Here is a 16726-nt window from a genome sequence, read left to right as displayed (position 1 = left end):
GGGGACCGGAGAGCCTTCAGCTCGCCGGTCCCCCAACTCCAACGGGCAACGGACCACGGGCAACCCGCAACCGCCTTACTTCATCCACGGCGGCAGCTGGAGCTGCCCCACCGCGCCGGCCTCGGGCCAGAAGACCACCCGCTTGCCGTCCTGCCACTGGACGAAGGACCCCACGGCGCCCTCCTTGGGGTCGGTGGAGGGGATCACCTGGTGGGTCTTGGGGTCGAACCGGATGCGGCCATAGACGCCCATGAGGTCGATCTCCTCCAGGGCCTTCACGACGGCGTCGGGGGCAAGGGTGCCGGCCCGCTCGATGGCGTCCTTGAGGGCGTAGACTGCCATGTAGCTGGAGCTCGCGCCGTAGCCCTCGGGCTCCAGACCCCAGCGCTTCTCGTAGGCCTGGGCGAACTTCATGGTCCAGGGGGTGATCTGGGCCGGGGCGTTGCCGCCGTTGACCAGGTTGACCACCGCGTACTCGGCGTTGCCGTCGGAGGCCTTCCAGAAGCCCGGCTGCTCGCCCGCCGACATGAAGCCCAGGGGAAGGCTCGTGAGGCGGAAGCTCTTCCACTGCTTCATGAGGATGGCGCTCTCGGGCATGTCCATCCAGATGAAGAGGACCTGTGCGTTCTCTTTGCGCGACTTCAAAAGCCCCGGGGCGAAGTCCGTGTTCCCCGTGGGGTAGATCTCGTGCCCCACCACCTGGAAGCCCTTCTCCTTGAGGAGCTTCTCCACCAGGGACCCGGCGCCGCGGGCGTGGGCCACGTCCTGCACCATGATGAAGACCCGCTCGAGCTTGTGGTCGGCGCGCAGCTTGTCGAACACCTGGAGCAGGTCCTGGGCCAGGGTCACGATCTCGCTCGAGATGCGGAAGGCGTACTTGTACTTCTCGTAGTCCTTCTCCACCGCTTTGTGGTAGGCGGGAGAGAGCACCCCGGTGGAGACGATGGAGACCTTCTTGTGCTGGCTCAGGAGGTCGAGCACCGCGAGCGCCGCCTCGGAGCGCACGGGGCCGCCCACGAGGAAGTCCACCTTGCGCTGGAGGATGAGGCGCTCTACCGCCTTGATGGCGTCGTCGACGGGGACGCCGGGCTCCAGGTCGCGGGTGTCGATGACCTCCACCGACATCGGCCGCGTCTCCCCCCCTACCTTCACGCCGCCCGCGGCGTTGATCTCGTCCACGGCCAGCCGGATGCCCCGTTCGGCAGCCCAACCGTAGAGGAAGGCGGTAGCGAGAGGTGCCCCGAGCTTGATGGGCTCTGCCGCGGCGGCGGGGCCGGCGGCACAGGCGATGGCGGCCGAAACCGCCAGACCCAGGGAGGCGGTGCGCAGCTTGTTCATGCTCGGTCTCCTTTGCGAGGGGGGTGGCTCGTGAGCAAACGACGGTATGCAAGGGAGGGGCCAAGCCCGCGGAAGGTGGAGAGTCCCCTTCAGATTCGATGGTAATGCCCGTCCGCAAAGGATTTGTGCCGGGATTGTTTCAAAGAGCGTTCTATTCATGGTAGGCGGCCGTGTAAAGAAACGAGGGTGCGTGTAAAGAAGGGTGCCCGGCAGGCCGAGGGGGCCTGGTGGAAGCGGTCTCGGCCGCCGGCCCTTGGGGGGCGGGCCCGGGGGCGATCGGTTCCCCGGCGCCGCGCCGTGGGAGAACCGGCGGGGGCTCAGGCCGGTCGCAGGCGGATGCCGTAGTCGCGGATGCGCTTGTCCAGGGTGGGGCGGGAGATGTCGAGGATCTGGGCGGCGCGCTTCTTCTCGTAGCCGGTGAAGCGCAGCACGTTCTCGATGTGCTCCTTCTCCACCTCCTGGAGGGTCTTGACCAGCAGCGGCAGGCGGTTGGCCTCGAGGGAGTCGTCGAGCTGGAGGGTCTCGGGCACCAGCACGCCCCCCGGGGAGAGGAGGATGGCACGGCGCAGGGCGTTTTCGAGCTCGCGCACGTTGCCGGGCCATGGGTGCCCCGCCAGGCGGCGCATGGCCTCCTCGGGGACCACGTCCACGATCTTGCCCACCTCGCGGCCGATCTTCTCCAGGAAGAACTTCACGAGGAGCGGCAGGTCCTCCCGGCGCTCTCGCAGGGGCGGGAGCTCGATGGCCACCACCCGCAGGCGGTAGTAGAGGTCCTGCCGGAAGCGCCCCTCCGAGACCAGGGCGGAGAGGTCCCGGTTGGTGGCGGCCACCACCCGCACGTCGGACCGAATTGTCTCGATACCGCCGACCCGCTCGAACTCCCGTTCCTGGAGGAAGCGCAGGAGCTTGACCTGGATGTCGGGGGAGACCTCGGAGATCTCGTCGAGGAAGAGCGTTCCTCCCTGGGCGAGCTCGAACTTGCCCGGCTTGGCCGCATAGGCCCCGGTAAAGGCGCCGCGCTCGTGGCCGAAGAGCTCGCTCTCGAGCACCGACGGGGCCAGCGCCGAGCACGCCACCGCCACGAAGGGCCGGGCGGCAAACGGGCTGTTGAAGTGGATGGCCCGGGCCACGAGCTCCTTGCCCGTGCCGCTCTCCCCCTGGAGGAGCACGGTGGTCTTGGAGTCCGCCACGGCGCCGATCGCCTTGTACACCCGCTTCATCGCCCGGCTGCGCCCGACGATGGCGTGGTCGCGGTACTCCGCGTCGGGGGTCTCGCAGAAGGCGAAGCCGGTCTGGGCGAGCCCGGTCACCTCCAGGGCTCGGCGGATGACCTCGTCGAGCTCCTCCAGGTCCAGGGGCTTGCCCAGGTGGTCCACGGCGCCGTGGCGGATGGCCTCGATGGCGGTCTGCATGTCGTCGTAGGCCGTGACCACCACCACCGGCAGGGCCGGTCGCTCCCGGCGCAGCCGCTGGAGCACGTCGAAGCCCGGCAGCTTCGGGAGGCGCAGATCCAGGAGCACCAGGCTCGTCTCGGGCCGCAGCGCCTTTCGCACCCCCTCCTCGCCGTCGGCGGCCGTCTCCACGGCGAACCCCTCCTCCCGCAGGTGGAGCTCCAGGGTGCGGCGGATGGCCTGGTCGTCGTCGACCACCAGTACGGTCTTCATCGAGTCGCTCCGAGCTCGCGAAACCATCTGCTGCGCGACCGGATTGTTTCGTTGCGCATTCCCTCGCTCCTCGCCTATCTCAGAGATATGTCTCGTCGCTCGCTCACGCGCGCCTCGCACTCCGGTCTGCTCGCGACGTTTCTTTCACGGGCTCTGCGTCGAAGTCCCGCCCCTCGGCGGGAAGGGTGAGGGTGAAGGTCGCGCCGGCGCCGGGCGCGCTCTCCACCGCCACGTGGCCCCCGTGGTGGAGCACGATGCTCTCCACGATGGAGAGCCCCAGGCCCCCGCCCCCGGCCTTGGTCGAGAAGAAGGGATCGAAGAGCTTGCTCCGGTCGGCTTCGGGGATTCCCGGCCCGGTGTCCGTCACCGAGAGGGCGGCCCAGCCCCCGGAGCGCCGCACGGCCACCGTGAGCACCCGGCGGCCCACGTTTCGCTCCATGGCCTCCACGGCGTTGAGGACCAGGTTCCACAGGACCTGCTCGATCTGCTCCGGGTCGCAGACCACGGGTGCTCCCGCGCCCTCGAGCCTGCGCTCCACCCGCACCCCCCCCGCCTCCAGGCGCCCCTGGGCGAGGGCGAGCACCTTCTCCGCCAGGGGCCCCAGGTCCACCGCCTCCAGGCGCAGAGCCCGGGGGCGGGCGAGCCCCATGAGGTCGTTGAGGAGCCGGTTGAGCCGCAGGATCTCGGCTTCCACGATCCCGAAGTGCTCCTGCAACGAGGCCTCTCCCGGCACCTTCTTGCGGATCATCTGGACGTTCATCCGGATCGAGGACAGGGGGTTTCGGATCTCGTGGGCGAGCCCCAGGGCCAGGTTTCCCACCGCGCCGAGCTTTCGCGCGGCCAGGAGCTCGTCGAAGGTCACTTCCAGGCGGGTGCGGGCCTCCGTGAGGTCCCGGGTGCGGGAAGCCACCTCCCGGGAGAGCGACCGGTTCCAGGTGAGGAGGAGCCCGCTCAGGAGCACGGCGCCCGCGAGCACCGCGGCCACGGCGCCGGCGGCCAGGAGCTCCTGGCGCCGAAGGAGCGACGACAGGAGCGCCTCCACCTCCCGGACCGGGGTGCACACCCCCAGGGTCCACAGGCGCTCCTCCAGCCGCACCGGAGCGTAGCCCACGAGCTTTCGGACCTCGGCCCCAGGGTCCGCGGGGTCCACGAAATCGTACCAGTCCATCCCGGGCCGGCCGTCCCGGGTGGAGGAGAGGAGGGCGTGGAGCTTGGGCCAGCGGGGGAGAAAGGCCTCGTCGAAACCCTGGCCGCCCACGGCCCCCCTGGGATCCACCAGCACCGTCTCCCCCTGGCTGTCCACGAGCCACGCGTAGCCGTCTTGCCCGATGCGCAGGGAGAGCACGTGCTGGCGAGCCAGTTCGTCGAAGCTCAGGGTGAAGGTCGTTGCCCCCTGGAACGACCCGTCGGCCCCGTAGATGCCCTCGGCCACGATCAGGGCCTTCTGCCCCCGGTGCTGCCCGCCTTCCATGCGCATGAAGGGGGAGAGGTGCATCTCGCCGGGGCGGCCGCGGTCGCGGGCCCAGGCGAAGTACTCCCGCCAGGCGTAGTTGCGGCCGAGCGTGTACTCGTCCGGGGGCTCGATGGCCACCACGGTCCCCTCCCGGTCGAACACCACCAGGTCGATGAGCGGCGTGCCGCGCAGGCTCTGGTAGATGCGGGCGAGGCTGCCGGCCGCCCGGGCGGCGGTGTCCCGGTCCACCTCGCCGCCGTCGAAGAGCCCCGCCACCAGACCCAGGTTGCTGCGGAAGGTGGCGAAGACCTCTTCGATGGTTCGGGCCGCCTGCTGGGCGAGGATGAGCTGCTGGCGGTTGTACTGCTCGAAGAAGCGCTCCCGGGCCTCGCTGCGCAGGGCCGCGGTGGCCCACAGGAGCCACCCCATGAGGAGGAGAGCCGCCAGGACCACCACCGCGAAGAGCGCCGAGGGGCTGGGGGAGAGCATGCGCTTCACGGCAGCTCCGGGGATGGGTTCGTCGCGGCGGGGCCGCGGGGCGTCGTCTCAACTGCCGTTTGCCGCAGGGAGGCTAGCAAGCACGGCGTTCCCCGGTCAAGAAGCCGGCTGCCGGGGGTCACAGCGCAGGGTGTATTCCCGATCGGGCTTATGGACCAACCGCTTCCTGCCGATGAGGAGGAAGTGCCCCGACCACCGCCCATCCTTCGCCATCCAGGGGACCCCGCCACATGCAGCTGCTCAAGAAGATGTACGACGCCGTCGAGAGCCGCTTCTTCCAGACCCTGAGCCGAAAGCTCGCGGGAAACCTCTTCTTCCTCGTCCTCCTTCAGGGGGCGTGCGTGCTCGTCTTCTATCGGTGCCGCGAGGGCGTGCCTGCCCTGCTGCTTTGCCGGGGGGTGGACGCGGAGGCCGTCTCCCAGGTGCAGTCCTTTCTCGACGGGTACCTGCTCCTCACCCTCGCGATCTACGCCGTCTCCCTCGCCGCGGCGACGTTTGCCTTCTTCTTTCTTCGCTTCCTCATCGTGAGGCCGATCCGGGTGAGCATCGCACACTTGCAGGAGCTGGCCAGGGGCGGCGGCGATCTGTCCGCCAGCATTCCCGTGATCACCTGCGACGAGATCGGGACCCTGGCCTCCGCCTACAACGCGTTTGCCGAACAGCTTCGGAGCTTGATCTCGGAAATACGCACCATGGGGATGACGATCGCCGTCGAGTCGGCCCAGGTGGGCCGGCGCGTGGCGGACTCCGCGGGGAAGGTGGGGGAACAGGACCACCTGGCCGAGACGATCGTGCAGGGCAGCCATGAGTCCACCAAGGCCATCGAGGATTCCTCCACCCGGCTCCAGCACATGGCGGATGCCACGGTCCGCACCCTCGAGACGGTGCGCAGCTCCTTCCGAGAGCTCCAGGCGGCCTCTCAGGACCTGGGCACGGTGACCGAGAGGCTTTCCACGTTCCGGGCCGCGGTGGAGCATCTCAACGCCACGTCCCACGAGACCGGCGCGATCGTGAGCTTGATCGCGGACATCTCGGACCAGACGAACCTCCTCGCCCTGAACGCGGCCATCGAGGCCGCACGGGCCGGCGAGGCGGGGCGCGGCTTCGCGGTGGTGGCCGAGGAGGTGCGCAAGCTGGCCGACAAGGTCAAATCGGCGGCGGGTGACATATCGCGCAACATCCAGAATATGGCGACCCAGGCGGCGGAGGTGCTCCAGGATACGGTCACCATCAGCTCGGAGTCGGGGCGGACCCGACAGGTGGTCGAGAAGTCGGCCCGGGAGTTCGAGGCCATGGTGGGCGACGTGGAGGCCTCCAGCGCGCGTCTGGCGCAGGTGGCCACGGCCATGGAACAACTGGCGGCCACCAACCTCCAGGCCCACCAGAACGTGACCCGCATCGGGACGTTGAGCAGGGAGGTGGCCGGACGCATGGAGGCGTGCGGCACGTCTTCCCGGTCCCTCAACCGCGTCACGGAGGAGCTCCAGTCGCTCGTATCCCAGTTTCGGGTCGGCCGGGGCGCGTTCGAGGAGGGGATCAGCAAGGCTCGGAGCCACCGCGACCGGATGCAGGCGAAGATCGAGGAGCTCTGGAGTCGCGGTGTGGACGTCTTCGACCAGCGCTACGCGCCCGTCCCCGGCACCGATCCCCCCAAGTACGCCACCGCGTTCGCCCCCGTCTTTCAGCGGGAGCTCCAACCCCTCTACGACGAGGCGCTCGCCGACATCCGGGGCGCCGCCTTCGCCCTGTGCGTGGACCGCAACGGCTACGCCCCGACCCACAACGGCAAGTACTCGCACGCCGTCACGGGAGACCGGCAGGTCGACCTGGTGAACAGCCGGGACCGGAGGAAGTTCGACGACCCGACCGGCATCCGCGCGGCGCGCAACGAGACCTCGCTCCTGCTCCAGACCTACGCGCGCGACACCGGCGAGGTCATGAACGACCTCTCCCTGCCGATCCGGGTTGGCGGCAGGCACTGGGGGGCGCTCCGGGTAGGTATGCGCCCCGCTGACATGGCCGAGGGCTAGAGAAGCTTCGTCTCAGGCCGCCCCGGTGGGCGGGCCGGGGGCCTCCCTTCTCGTCAGTCCCGATACCGCCGCAGGAGATCTGCGTAGGCGTCGATCCTCCGGTCCCGGAGGAAGGGCCAGATGCGGCGCACCGCGTCGGTGCGGGAGAGGTCGAGCTCCGTCACCAGGACCTCCTGGTCGTCGCAGCCCGCCAGCCCCAGGAACTCTCCCTGGCACCCGGCGGCAAAGCTCGAGCCCCAGAAGAGGATGCCCTCATCCCGGTTTGCCGGACTCGCCTCGAAGCCCACCCGGTTGGCGGCGACCACCGGGACCCCGTTGGCGACGGCGTGGCTGCGTTGGATGGTGATCCAGGCGTCGCGCTGGCGGGCCCGCTCGTCGTCGGCATCGCGAGGGTCCCAGCCGATGGCCGTGGGGTAGACGAGGAGCTGGGCTCCGGCCAGCGCCATGAGGCGCGCGGCCTCGGGGTACCACTGGTCCCAGCAGACCAGCACCCCCAGGGTTCCCACCGAGGTCTGCACCGGCGAGAATCCCTGATCTCCGGGAGTGAAGTAGAACTTTTCGTAGTAGCCGGGATCGTCGGGGATGTGCATCTTCCGATAGGTCCCCGCCAGGGACCCGTCGGCCTCCAGCACCGCGGCGGTATTGTGGTACAGGCCCGGAGCCCGCCGCTCGAACAGCGAGGCCACCAACACCACCCCGAGCTCCCGGGCCAGGGCCCCCAGGCGCGCCGTCGTGGGGCCCGGGACGGGCTCCGCCTCGTCGAAGCGCGCCACGTCCTCCGTCTGGCACAGATACGGGCCGGCGTGGAGTTCGGGAAGCACCACCAGCCGGGCGCCGTGGCCCGCGGCGGCGCGGATGCCGTCTTCGGAGTGCCGCAGGTTCTCCTCGCGGGTTGCGCCGCACCGCTGCTGGACGAGGCCCACGGACAGGGGAGGGGAGGGTGGGACAGTTTGGGTCACGGGAGCACTCCCCGGGGCAGCTGCATCGTCACGCAGTGCAGCGACCCGTGCTGGAGGATGAGGGGGGCGCAGTCGACGCCGATGACGCGGCGGCCGGGAAACCCCTCCGCCACGGCATCCAGGGCCTCGGCGTCCTTCGGGTCTCCGTAGGTGGGGACCAGAACGGCGCCGTCGATCGCCAGATAGTTGGCGTAGGTGGCCGGCAGCCGGTGCCCCTCCCCGTCGTAGCAAGGCCGGGGCCAGGGCAGGGGAACGAGCCGGTAGGGCCTGCCCCGGCGGGTGCGCAGGGCGCGGACCTCGTCCGCCAGGGCCTCCAGGGCGGCGAAGTGGCCGTCCGCCGGATCGTCGCAGGCCACGTAGAGCAGGGTATCGTCCGGCGCAAGGCGCACCAGGGTGTCCACGTGGGCGTCGGTATCGTCTCCCTCCAGGCGGCCGTGCTCGAGCCAGAGCACCCGCTCGGCCCCCAGGTGGCGCCCCAGGGCGGTCTCCACCCCGGCCCGGTCCAGGTGCGGGTTGCGATTGGGGCCGAGCAGGCACTCCCGGGTGGTGAGGATCGTCCCGGCGCCATCGCTCTCGATGCTCCCGCCCTCGAGCACCAGCCCCACGGTCTCCAGGGGCGTGGCGCCGAAGGCCCCGAGCTCGTGGAGCCGCCGGGTGACCCGGTTGTCCCGGTCCGCGGCGAACTTGAGGCCCCACCCGTTGAACCCGAAGTCCAGGAGCCGGGGGCGCCCGTCCTCCTCCACCGTGAGCGGCCCGAAGTCCCGGGCCCAGGTGTCGTTGGTGGGCACCGGGTAGAGGCGCACCCGGTCCCGGGGTACCCGGGCGTGGGCCAGGGCGCGCTCGGCGCGGGCGGGGTCCGCCGCCGCCACCAGGACGATCCCGGCCTCGGCGATGCGCGCCGCGAGCTCCGCGAAGACCGGCTCCACCCGGGGGAGCACGGGCGCCCAGTCGGTAGCCGCGTGGGGCCAGGCGAGCAGGACGCCGTCCTGGGGTTCCCACTCGGCCGGAAGCCTGCGGGCGGTGGTCACGGATCGTCCCTCCAGGCCGCCTCGGTCACGCTCCGGCCAGCGCGAGGCACAGGGTGAGGGTGGCGGCGCTCGCCAGCGTGCTGGCGGTGACCGCCGCGGCACCGAGTCCCGCGTCGCCCCCCATCTCCCGGGCCATGACCAGGGTGAGGGTGGCGGAGGGGGAGCCCAGCAGTACCACCGCAGCGGCGCGTTCCAGGCCCCGGGCCCCCGCCAGGGTGAGAAAGAGGGCCCCCAGGGCGGGCAGCGCCAGGTTCTTCAGGAGGACCGCCGCGCCCACGGGCAAGGGGTGGCGCAGGGTGTCCAGGCTCAGGCCGGCGCCGATGAGGAGCAGCGCCAGGGGAAGCCCCATGCTCCCCAGGATGCGCAGGGTCTCGGCCGCGAGCCCCGGCAGGGGCAGGCGAAACCAGCTCCAGGCCAGGCCCGCGAGGCTCGCCAGGATTACCGGTTGGAAGACCACCCGGCCCGCGAGCGCCGCCGGCCCCGGTGCAGACCGCCCGTACCGGCTCAGGGCCACCACCGACAGGGCGTTGTTGAGCAGCATGAAGAACGCCGCGAAGACGCCGGCCACCTGGAGCCCCCGGTCCCCCAGCCCGTAGTAGGCGATGGCGAGTCCGATGTAGCCCAGGTTCGAGTGGATCGAGGCCTGGGCGAAGGTGGCGCGGCTCCCGGGGGCGAGGCCGAGCGCCCGGGACAGGGCCAGCGCCGCGAGCCAGCACAGGATAGTGGCCGCCAGGGCTGCTCCAATCCAGTCGGGCCGAAACACCTCGCGGAAGGGGGCGGCGGCCACGGTGAGGAAGATCAGCGCCGGCACCGCCAGGTAGTAGGCCAGCCGGTTGGCCGGGTCCTGGAAGCTGTCGGGGAGCAGGCCGAGCCGCTTTCCCGCGAGACCGAGCAGGATGACCGCGAAGACGGGCAGGACCCGGAGGAGCGGCTCCATTCAGGACCGCTCCCCCGAAGACCTCCGGGGGGCGCCGAACGGACGCCCCCCGGGGCGCGGCGCCCCGCGGATACACGGGTGTCCGAGGCGTGGGCTCACAGCAGGTCGTACTTCTTCATGCGGTAGCGCAGGGCGTCGCGGGTGAGGCCCAGGAGCCGCGCGGCCCGGGTCTGGTTCTGGTCGGTCTTGGCCAGGGCCTGGACGATGAGCTCCCGCTCCACGTCGTCGATGTCGAGGCCCGTGTCGGGCAGGACCACCACCCCGGGCTCCCCGGCCTTGGCTTCCCGCTTGCGTTCGCCCTTGATCTTCCAGGGCAGGCTCTCCACGTCGATGGTTTCCCCCGAGGAGAGGATCACGGCCCGCTCCAACACGTTGCGGAGCTCCCGGATGTTTCCCGGCCAGTCGTAGCGCAGGAGGAGGTGCTCCGCGTCCGTGGTCAGGCCCCGAAACGAGGTCTTGAAGTCCCGGTTGAAGCCCTCGAGGAAGTGGCGGGCCAGGGGCAGGATGTCTTCCCGGCGCTCCCGCAGGGGAGGCAGGGTGATGGGGATGACGCTCAGCCGGTAGTAGAGGTCCTCCCGGAAGGACCGGTCCTCGATGGCGGCCTCCAGATCCCGGTTGGTGGCGGCGATGATCCGCACGTCCACCTCGATGTCCTCTTTTCCCCCCACTCTCTTGAAGGTGCGGTCCTCCAGGAAGCGCAGGATCTTCGACTGGAGCCCGATCTTCATGTCCCCGATCTCGTCCAGGAAGATCGTGCCGCCGTCCGCCAGCTCGAAGAGCCCCTTCTTGGTCTTCTTGGCGTCGGTGAAGGCGCCCTTCTCGTGGCCCATGAGCTCGCTCTCCAGGAGCTCCTCGGGCAGCGCCGTGCAGTTGATGGGCATGAAGGGGCGGTCGCGCCGGGCGCTCTCGTAGTGGATGGCCTGGGCGAGGAGATCCTTGCCCGTGCCGCTGTCGCCCATGAGGAGCACCGTGGTGGAGGCGGACTGGGCGATGCGCCGGGCCATGTCCACGACTTCGCGCATCTTGGGGCAGGTGCCGATGATGCGGTCGAAGCCGTGGCTCTCGGCCTGGCGGGAGCGGAAGTAGTGGACCTCGCGCTGGAGCTGGGTCTTCTCCAGGGCGTTGCGGACCTTGGTGCGGATCTCGGTCAGATCGAAGGGCTTGCTGATGTAGTCGTAGGCCCCGAGCTTCATGGCCTTTACCGCCACGTCCACCTGGCTCGTGGCCGTGACCATGATGACCGGTACGTCGCGCTCCACCTCCTTGATGCGCTCGAGCACCTCGATGCCGCTGATTCCCGGGAGCTTGATGTCGAGGATCACCACGTCGGGCAGCTCGGACCGGAAGAGCTCGACGGCCTGTTCCCCTGTCTCGGCGGTGAGGCACTTGAGCCCCTCCTCCTTGAGGTTCTCGCTCAAGGACCAGCGGATCAGATACTCGTCGTCGACGATCAGGACCTTTTCTCTGGGCATGGGTGTGCTGCCGCCTCCGGCCGGGTGGATGGGAGTGCGCCATAGTACGCACCCCGCCGGGGCCTGTCAAAAGGCCTCCGACCCTCCTCCTGGCACCGATCATCCGCGCCGCAGCAGCGTGGCCGATTCCAGGTGGCTCGTCTGGGGGAACATGTCGGCGGGCACGATCCACTCGGGCCGGTAGCCCCGGGCGCGCAGGAGCCCCAGGTCCCGCGCAAGGGTAGGCGGGGCACAAGAGACATAGAGGATGTGGGCGGGGGCCAGATCCGCCAGAAGGGGGATAGCCTCGAGCGCTCCCTCTCGGGGCGGATCGAGGAGGGCGAACTCGGGACGAAACCCTTCGGCCGCCAGCCTCCGCAGCCCCTCGTCGGCTCCGGAGGGGAAGACGCGCACGTTGCCCAAGCCGTTGGCCGCGGCGTTGGCCGCAGCGTCCTTCGCGGCGGGCGGATACCCCTCGATGCCGACGACCGAGCGGGCCGCGAGTGCCAGGGGCAGGGTGAAGTTCCCGGCGCCGCAGTAAAGGTCGAGGGCGTCCCGGCCCCCGTAGAGACCCCCCAGTGAGACCACCTCGTCCACCAGCGCCTGGTTCACGGCGGTGTTTGCCTGGGCGAAGCCCCCGGTCGAGACGCCCAGGGCGAGGTCCCGCCCCCCTGCGCGCAGGGGGAAGGGCATCCGGCGCTGTTCCGCCTCGGACCCCAGGGGCTCCAGGGTGTGCTTGCGCCCCAGTTGGAGGCAGGCCCCCGTCGCCCCCGCCGCCGCCGCAAATCTCCCCAGGTCTTCCCGCTCCTTCCCGGTGGGTTCCCGCAGCAGGTGGAAGATCGTCCAGAGCCCCCCCTTTCCGTCGACCTGGAGGTCCACCTGGGGCAGCGCCCCCCGGGCCGGTGGGAAGCCCTGGAGGAAGTCTCCCAGTTTCGGCAGGAACGCTTGCAGCGAGGGCTCCAGGATCGGGCATCGCGCGATGGGGACGAGCCGGTGGGTTCCCCGGGCGAAATAGCCCAGGAGCACCCGCCCGCCGGCCGCACGCACCTTGAGGCCGGCGCGGTTCCGGTAGCCCCACTGCCTCGGGGCGGCCAGGGCAGGGCGAAAGAGGCCGGGGGCGAGGCTGCCGAGACGCGATTCGAGGAAACCCCGGAAGCTCTCGGCCTTGCCCGCGAGTTGCGCGCCGTAAGAGACGTGCTGCCACTGGCACCCGCCGCAAACCCCGAAGTGGGGGCAAGGGGGCTCGCGCCGGTCGGGCGACGGCTCGAGGACCCGCAGCAGGCGGGCCTGTGCGTAACGGGGCTTTTCCCGGACGATGGCCGCCTCCACCCGATCCCCGGGGGCCCCCAGGGGCACGAACACCACCTTCCCCTCCAGGTGGCCGAGGGCCATCCCCCCGTCGGCCAGGGCAGAGATCTGGAGGGTTACGGTGCGAAGGCGTGGGTTCGTGGCCATGTGCTCGGAAGACAGTCGTAGGGGAGTGGGCCCCTCACAGTAGCACCCCGGTTCGGGGCCGGTCCACGCCCGACGGTCGGCCCGAACCACCACCTGAGTGGCGAGCGGGGCCCGGGAGCCCCTGCGCTCCGCCCCGCAATCCGCGACGTTCGGAAGGAGCGTCACCAAGGGAGACGGCGCGCCGAGCCGCACCGATTTCGCCGGGCTGCCGCGGGCCGGTCGAGGCGGCACGGGGCTGCGCTCCAGGGCTCCCGGGCCCCGCCCCCTTGGGTCGCGGTGGATTCTGGGTCAGCCCGACGCTCTCTCGGTGCGAACGCCCACCACCCGGGGTCAGACCCGGAAGCGCGTGGTCAGCGCCTGGAGGTCTTCCGCCTTTCGGGCCACGGCGTCCGCGGTGCGGGCGATCTCGGCGACCGCGCCGCTGTTTTGCGACACGCCCTGGGACACCTGATCCGTGTTTCCGGCCAGGCTGCGGATCGTCGTGCTCAGTTGGGTAGCGGCCGAGGCGATCTGCTCGGTCTGGTCCGACGCCTGGACGACCCGGTCCTCGATGGCTGCCACGGCTTGTCCGGCCTTGGCCCCCAGCTCGGTCCCTCGGCGGGCGATCTCCTGGGTGCGGGCCATCGCCTCCGCCGCGCCCCGGCTTCGGGCTTGCGCCGAGCCCACCGTCTTCGAGATCTCCTGGGTGGCCCGCATGGTCTTCTCCGCGAGCTTTCGCACCTCGTCCGCCACCACGGCGAAGCCGCGGCCGTGCTCTCCGGCCCGGGCAGCTTCGATGGCGGCGTTGAGGGCCAGAAGATTGGTCTGGTCGGCGATGTCCTCGATGACCTCCACCACGGCTCCCACCCGCTCGGACTCGGTGCCCAGGGCCAGGACCGTTTCCGCCGCCTGGCTCACCTCGCCGGCGATGGAGCCCAGGGCTTCCACCGCCTGGGAGATCACCCCCGAGCCCTCCAGGGCAACCCGGCGGGCATCGGCGGCGGCCTCGCTGACCCGGCGGGTGTTGTCGGCCGTCGAGTCGACCGTGACGCTCATCTCTTCCACGGCGGTGGCGAAGACGTGGGACTGGGCGGAGACCTCCTCGTTGCTGCTGGCGATCTGGGCCGTGCTGGCCGAGAGCTCTACGGACATCGACGCGAGCTCGGCGCTCGCGTTGCCCAGTTGGCCGATGGTGTGACGCAGCGTCTCGGCCATCCCGTTCAAGGCCTCGGCGAGTTGCCCCAGCTCGTCCCGGCTTCGAACCGGAAGGCGATCCTTGAGGTTTCCGGCGGCGAGCCCGGTGGCGAACGCGAGCGCCGCGCTCAGCGGCGTGCCGATCCACCGCCGCGACGCCAGGTGGAGCAGGACCGTCAACACCGCCATCACCCCGACTCCCGCGGCACCGACCGCGTTGCGCACGCCCCGCGCCCCGGCGGTGAGCTCGGCTTGCTCGGCGCCGCACCCCAGCACCCATCCCCAGGGTGGGTATGCCTGGAAGGCGTCGATCCGCCGGGTTCCGTCGGCGCAGGCGTAGGACGCGGTGCCGCTCGGGGCTGCCAGCAACTGCTCTCCGGCGCCGGCCTCGGCCCAGGCCGAAAAGGCCTTGCCCTCCTGGGAGGGGTGGACCAGGAACGAGCCCCTGCCGGACCCGTTGCTTGCGTCGAGGACGTAGGCGTTACCCGTGATTCCGAAGCGCAGGGTGCGCAGCCGGTCCTGGAGCGCCGCGAGGCCTTCGGTGAAGTCGAGACCCAGGAACAAGACCCCGATGACCTTCTTGTCCGGCCCGAGGAACGGCGCGTAGCGGGTCATGTAGTCGCGCCCGAACAGGCGAGCCTTGCCGGTGTAGGGTTCGCCCCGCATCAGGCCCTCGTACGCCGGGTGCGCCTTTCCCAGGAGCGTGCCCACGGCCCGGGAGCCGTCTTGCTTCTTCAAGCTCGTGCTGATCCGAGCGAAGTCGTCTGCGGTCTTCACGAAGACGGTGGCGACCGCTCCCGCCATGGCGGTGAAGCGGTCGACCTCACGGAAGTCCAGGTTGACCGCCCCTGCTGCGTGCAGCAAGACCGGAACCTGGAGGTCCCCCAGGGCCACGCGGGAGCCGGGCTCGATGGTGAAGGGCTGGGGAAAGCTCGCCTGGAGGACGCCCATGAGCCGCTCGACCTCGTTGCGGAGGCTGCGGTCGTAGACCTCCACCATCCCGAGAAGGATGGCGACCTGGTTGGTCAGCTCCGCCCGGGCGCGGTCCTCGGCCTCGGTGCTCACCTTGCGGGCGATGAAGGCCGCGAATGCCAGGAAGAAGACGAGGACGGTTCCGCCGAGGATCAGGGCGAACTTGGTGGCGACCTTCGTGGGGGCTCGTTGCGACGCCATGGGGAGAGACTCCTTTCCCCCCCGCGATGGGGACCGGCGAAGCTCTCCCCCATGGTGGGGATCGTTCTTGCGCCGCGCGTCCGTTCCATTTCCTGATCGGAATGTCCAAAAAATACTTGAGACCCCCTCAAGAAAAGGTGGAGAGGTGTCGCTGGCGCTTCCAAGAAGCACGGGACTTTCCGGGAAAGAAGGCCCCTGCGGGGCGATGCGCGCCGCAATGTGGCGCTACCCAGGGCGAGCTACCCGTTGCACCCGGCCGGCCGGTCCTGCTACCCTTGCGCCTTCCCCCACCCGAACCCCAGGAGCACTTCCCATGCACGCGATGTGGACGAGGACCGCGGCCCTGGCCGCGGTGGCGGCATTTGCGCTGGCGGCTTCCGCCTGTGCCCAGGACAAGACCGAGAAGACTGCTGCCCCGCCGACGGCACAAGCCCCCGCCCCGGCAGTCGTTTCGGAGTCCCCGAAGGCCGGGACGATCGGGCCCGGCGCCCCGGTGGCGGTGGTGAACGGCCAGCCCGTGACCCGGGCGGAGTACGATCGGGCGCTCAAGGCGTACATGCGCAACTTCGCCCAGATGAGCGGCGGCATGCACGGCCGGGTCGCCGAGCCCAACGAGCAGATGAAGGCCGACGTGCTGGAGCAGTTGGTCGATCGGGAGCTCCTGTACCAGGAGAGCCGCAAGGTGCCGGTGGAGGACCTGGCCGAGCAGGTGAACGCCGAGTTCGATGCCATCCGGGCGCGTTTTCCCAGCCCCGAGGTGTTCCAGCAGGCCCTGGAATCGGACCAGCTCACGGAAGCCGACCTCAAGGACCTCATTGGCCGGCAGACCTCGGTGCGCCGCTTCGTGGAGGCCGAGATCGCGCCCAAGGTCTCGGTGGGGGAGGAGGCCATCGCGGCCTTCTACAAGGAGAACGAAGACAAGTTCGCCACCGCAGAGCAGGTGCGCTGCAGTCACATCTTGATCCGGTCTGCCCCGGACGCGGCTCCCGAAGAGAAGGAAGCGGCGCGGAAGAAGGCCGGGGAAATCCAGGTGCGGTGTGCCGCGGGCGAGGACTTCGCCGCATTGGCCGCCGAGTTTTCCGAGGATCCGGGTTCGAAGGACGACGGGGGCGACCTGGGCTTCTTCACCCGCGAGCAGATGGTGGCGCCGTTCTCGGAGGCGGCGTTTGCCCTTCAGCCCGGGCAGGTGAGCGGGGTGGTGGAGACCCGGTTCGGCTACCACGTGATCCGGCTCGCCGAGCGCAAGGAGGCTTCGAAGCAGAGCCTCGACGACGTTCGGGAGCAGATCGAAGGCTTTCTGTCCTCCCAAGCCCTGGATCAGGCCGTGCAGCGCCGGCTGGACGAGCTCAAGGCCGAGGCACGGATCGACGTGGTGGCCCCGCACCTCTAGCGAGGCTGCGCCTCGGACCATCGAGGCCTGGGCGCGCCGGAGGGCACGAAACCCTCGAACCACGAAGGCACGAAGACACAAAGGAGATGCCGGAAAAGATCAGTGTGCATTTTTCGTGTCTTTGTGTCTTGGTGGTTCAAGTATTGCCTGTGGGGGGCTGCCTCCATCCCGGTCGTA

The 16726-nt window shown here is 70.1% G+C and carries 11 protein-coding genes; 2 read left to right on the top strand and 9 right to left on the bottom strand.

Going from position 1 to position 16726, the window contains the following annotated elements:
- Window positions 1-75: 75 nt before the first annotated feature.
- From AB1578_02685 to AB1578_02675, 3 genes are all read right to left on the bottom strand, one after another.
- A complete protein-coding gene (locus AB1578_02685) occupies window positions 76-1338 on the bottom strand; it encodes an ABC transporter substrate-binding protein (protein MEW6486803.1) in 1263 nt (420 codons plus the stop codon).
- Window positions 1339-1655: 317 nt separating this feature from the next.
- On the bottom strand, window positions 1656-3002 hold the full coding sequence (locus tag AB1578_02680) for a sigma-54 dependent transcriptional regulator (GenBank protein ID MEW6486802.1): 1347 nt from the start codon (window positions 3000-3002) through the stop codon (window positions 1656-1658).
- Window positions 3003-3105: 103 nt separating this feature from the next.
- Window positions 3106-4944 (bottom strand): ATP-binding protein, encoded by a 1839-nt coding sequence (locus tag AB1578_02675; GenBank protein MEW6486801.1) that lies wholly within the window; start codon window positions 4942-4944, stop codon window positions 3106-3108.
- Window positions 4945-5183: 239 nt separating this feature from the next.
- On the opposite strand from AB1578_02675, the gene AB1578_02670 reads away from it, so the two are divergent.
- Window positions 5184-6983 carry a methyl-accepting chemotaxis protein gene (locus AB1578_02670; protein ID MEW6486800.1) on the top strand — a complete coding sequence of 600 codons (1800 nt, stop codon included), beginning with the start codon at window positions 5184-5186 and terminating at the stop codon, window positions 6981-6983.
- 53 nt (window positions 6984-7036) lie between these two features.
- Here AB1578_02670 and AB1578_02665 read toward each other — a convergent pair whose 3' ends face one another.
- The 6 genes from AB1578_02665 to AB1578_02640 form a co-directional block, all read right to left on the bottom strand.
- Window positions 7037-7942 (bottom strand): carbon-nitrogen hydrolase, encoded by a 906-nt coding sequence (locus AB1578_02665; protein MEW6486799.1) that lies wholly within the window; start codon window positions 7940-7942, stop codon window positions 7037-7039.
- Entirely contained in the window at window positions 7939-8970 is a 1032-nt protein-coding gene (locus tag AB1578_02660; GenBank protein ID MEW6486798.1) for an agmatine deiminase family protein, read from the bottom strand. Before AB1578_02660 ends, AB1578_02665 begins: the two co-directional genes overlap by 4 nt.
- Before the next feature lie 25 nt (window positions 8971-8995).
- On the bottom strand, window positions 8996-9907 hold the full coding sequence (locus AB1578_02655) for an AEC family transporter (GenBank protein MEW6486797.1): 912 nt from the start codon (window positions 9905-9907) through the stop codon (window positions 8996-8998).
- Window positions 9908-10002: 95 nt separating this feature from the next.
- Window positions 10003-11379 carry a sigma-54 dependent transcriptional regulator gene (locus tag AB1578_02650; protein MEW6486796.1) on the bottom strand — a complete coding sequence of 459 codons (1377 nt, stop codon included), beginning with the start codon at window positions 11377-11379 and terminating at the stop codon, window positions 10003-10005.
- 99 nt (window positions 11380-11478) lie between these two features.
- Window positions 11479-12813, bottom strand: coding sequence for a class I SAM-dependent RNA methyltransferase (locus AB1578_02645; GenBank protein MEW6486795.1), 1335 nt, complete (start codon window positions 12811-12813; stop codon window positions 11479-11481).
- A 330-nt stretch (window positions 12814-13143) separates the two neighbouring features.
- A complete protein-coding gene (locus AB1578_02640; protein ID MEW6486794.1) occupies window positions 13144-15159 on the bottom strand; it encodes a methyl-accepting chemotaxis protein in 2016 nt (671 codons plus the stop codon).
- A gap of 313 nt (window positions 15160-15472) precedes the next feature.
- Between AB1578_02640 and AB1578_02635 the strand changes: the two genes are divergently transcribed.
- Entirely contained in the window at window positions 15473-16549 is a 1077-nt protein-coding gene (locus tag AB1578_02635; protein MEW6486793.1) for a peptidylprolyl isomerase, read from the top strand.
- The last annotated feature ends 177 nt before the right edge of the window (window positions 16550-16726 follow it).

It is taken from the genome of Thermodesulfobacteriota bacterium (assembly GCA_040756475.1).
GTDB lineage: Bacteria > Desulfobacterota > Deferrisomatia > Deferrisomatales > JACRMM01 > JBFLZB01.
Note: the sequence above shows the minus strand (reverse complement) of the source record. Positions and strands in the feature narration are given on the sequence as shown.

Bases quoted from the DNA above. Each gene is read 5' to 3' on its own strand.
- AB1578_02685 (MEW6486803.1), bottom strand. From the start codon at position 1,338: ATGAACAAGCTGCGCACCGCCTCCCTGGGTCTGGCGGTTTCGGCCGCC.
- AB1578_02680 (MEW6486802.1), bottom strand. From the start codon at position 3,002: ATGAAGACCGTACTGGTGGTCGACGACGACCAGGCCATCCGCCGCACC.
- AB1578_02675 (MEW6486801.1), bottom strand. From the start codon at position 4,944: ATGCTCTCCCCCAGCCCCTCGGCGCTCTTCGCGGTGGTGGTCCTGGCG.
- AB1578_02670 (MEW6486800.1), top strand. From the start codon at position 5,184: ATGCAGCTGCTCAAGAAGATGTACGACGCCGTCGAGAGCCGCTTCTTC.
- AB1578_02655 (MEW6486797.1), bottom strand. From the start codon at position 9,907: ATGGAGCCGCTCCTCCGGGTCCTGCCCGTCTTCGCGGTCATCCTGCTC.
- AB1578_02650 (MEW6486796.1), bottom strand. From the start codon at position 11,379: ATGCCCAGAGAAAAGGTCCTGATCGTCGACGACGAGTATCTGATCCGC.
- AB1578_02645 (MEW6486795.1), bottom strand. From the start codon at position 12,813: ATGGCCACGAACCCACGCCTTCGCACCGTAACCCTCCAGATCTCTGCC.
- AB1578_02640 (MEW6486794.1), bottom strand. From the start codon at position 15,159: ATGGCGTCGCAACGAGCCCCCACGAAGGTCGCCACCAAGTTCGCCCTG.
- AB1578_02635 (MEW6486793.1), top strand. From the start codon at position 15,473: ATGCACGCGATGTGGACGAGGACCGCGGCCCTGGCCGCGGTGGCGGCA.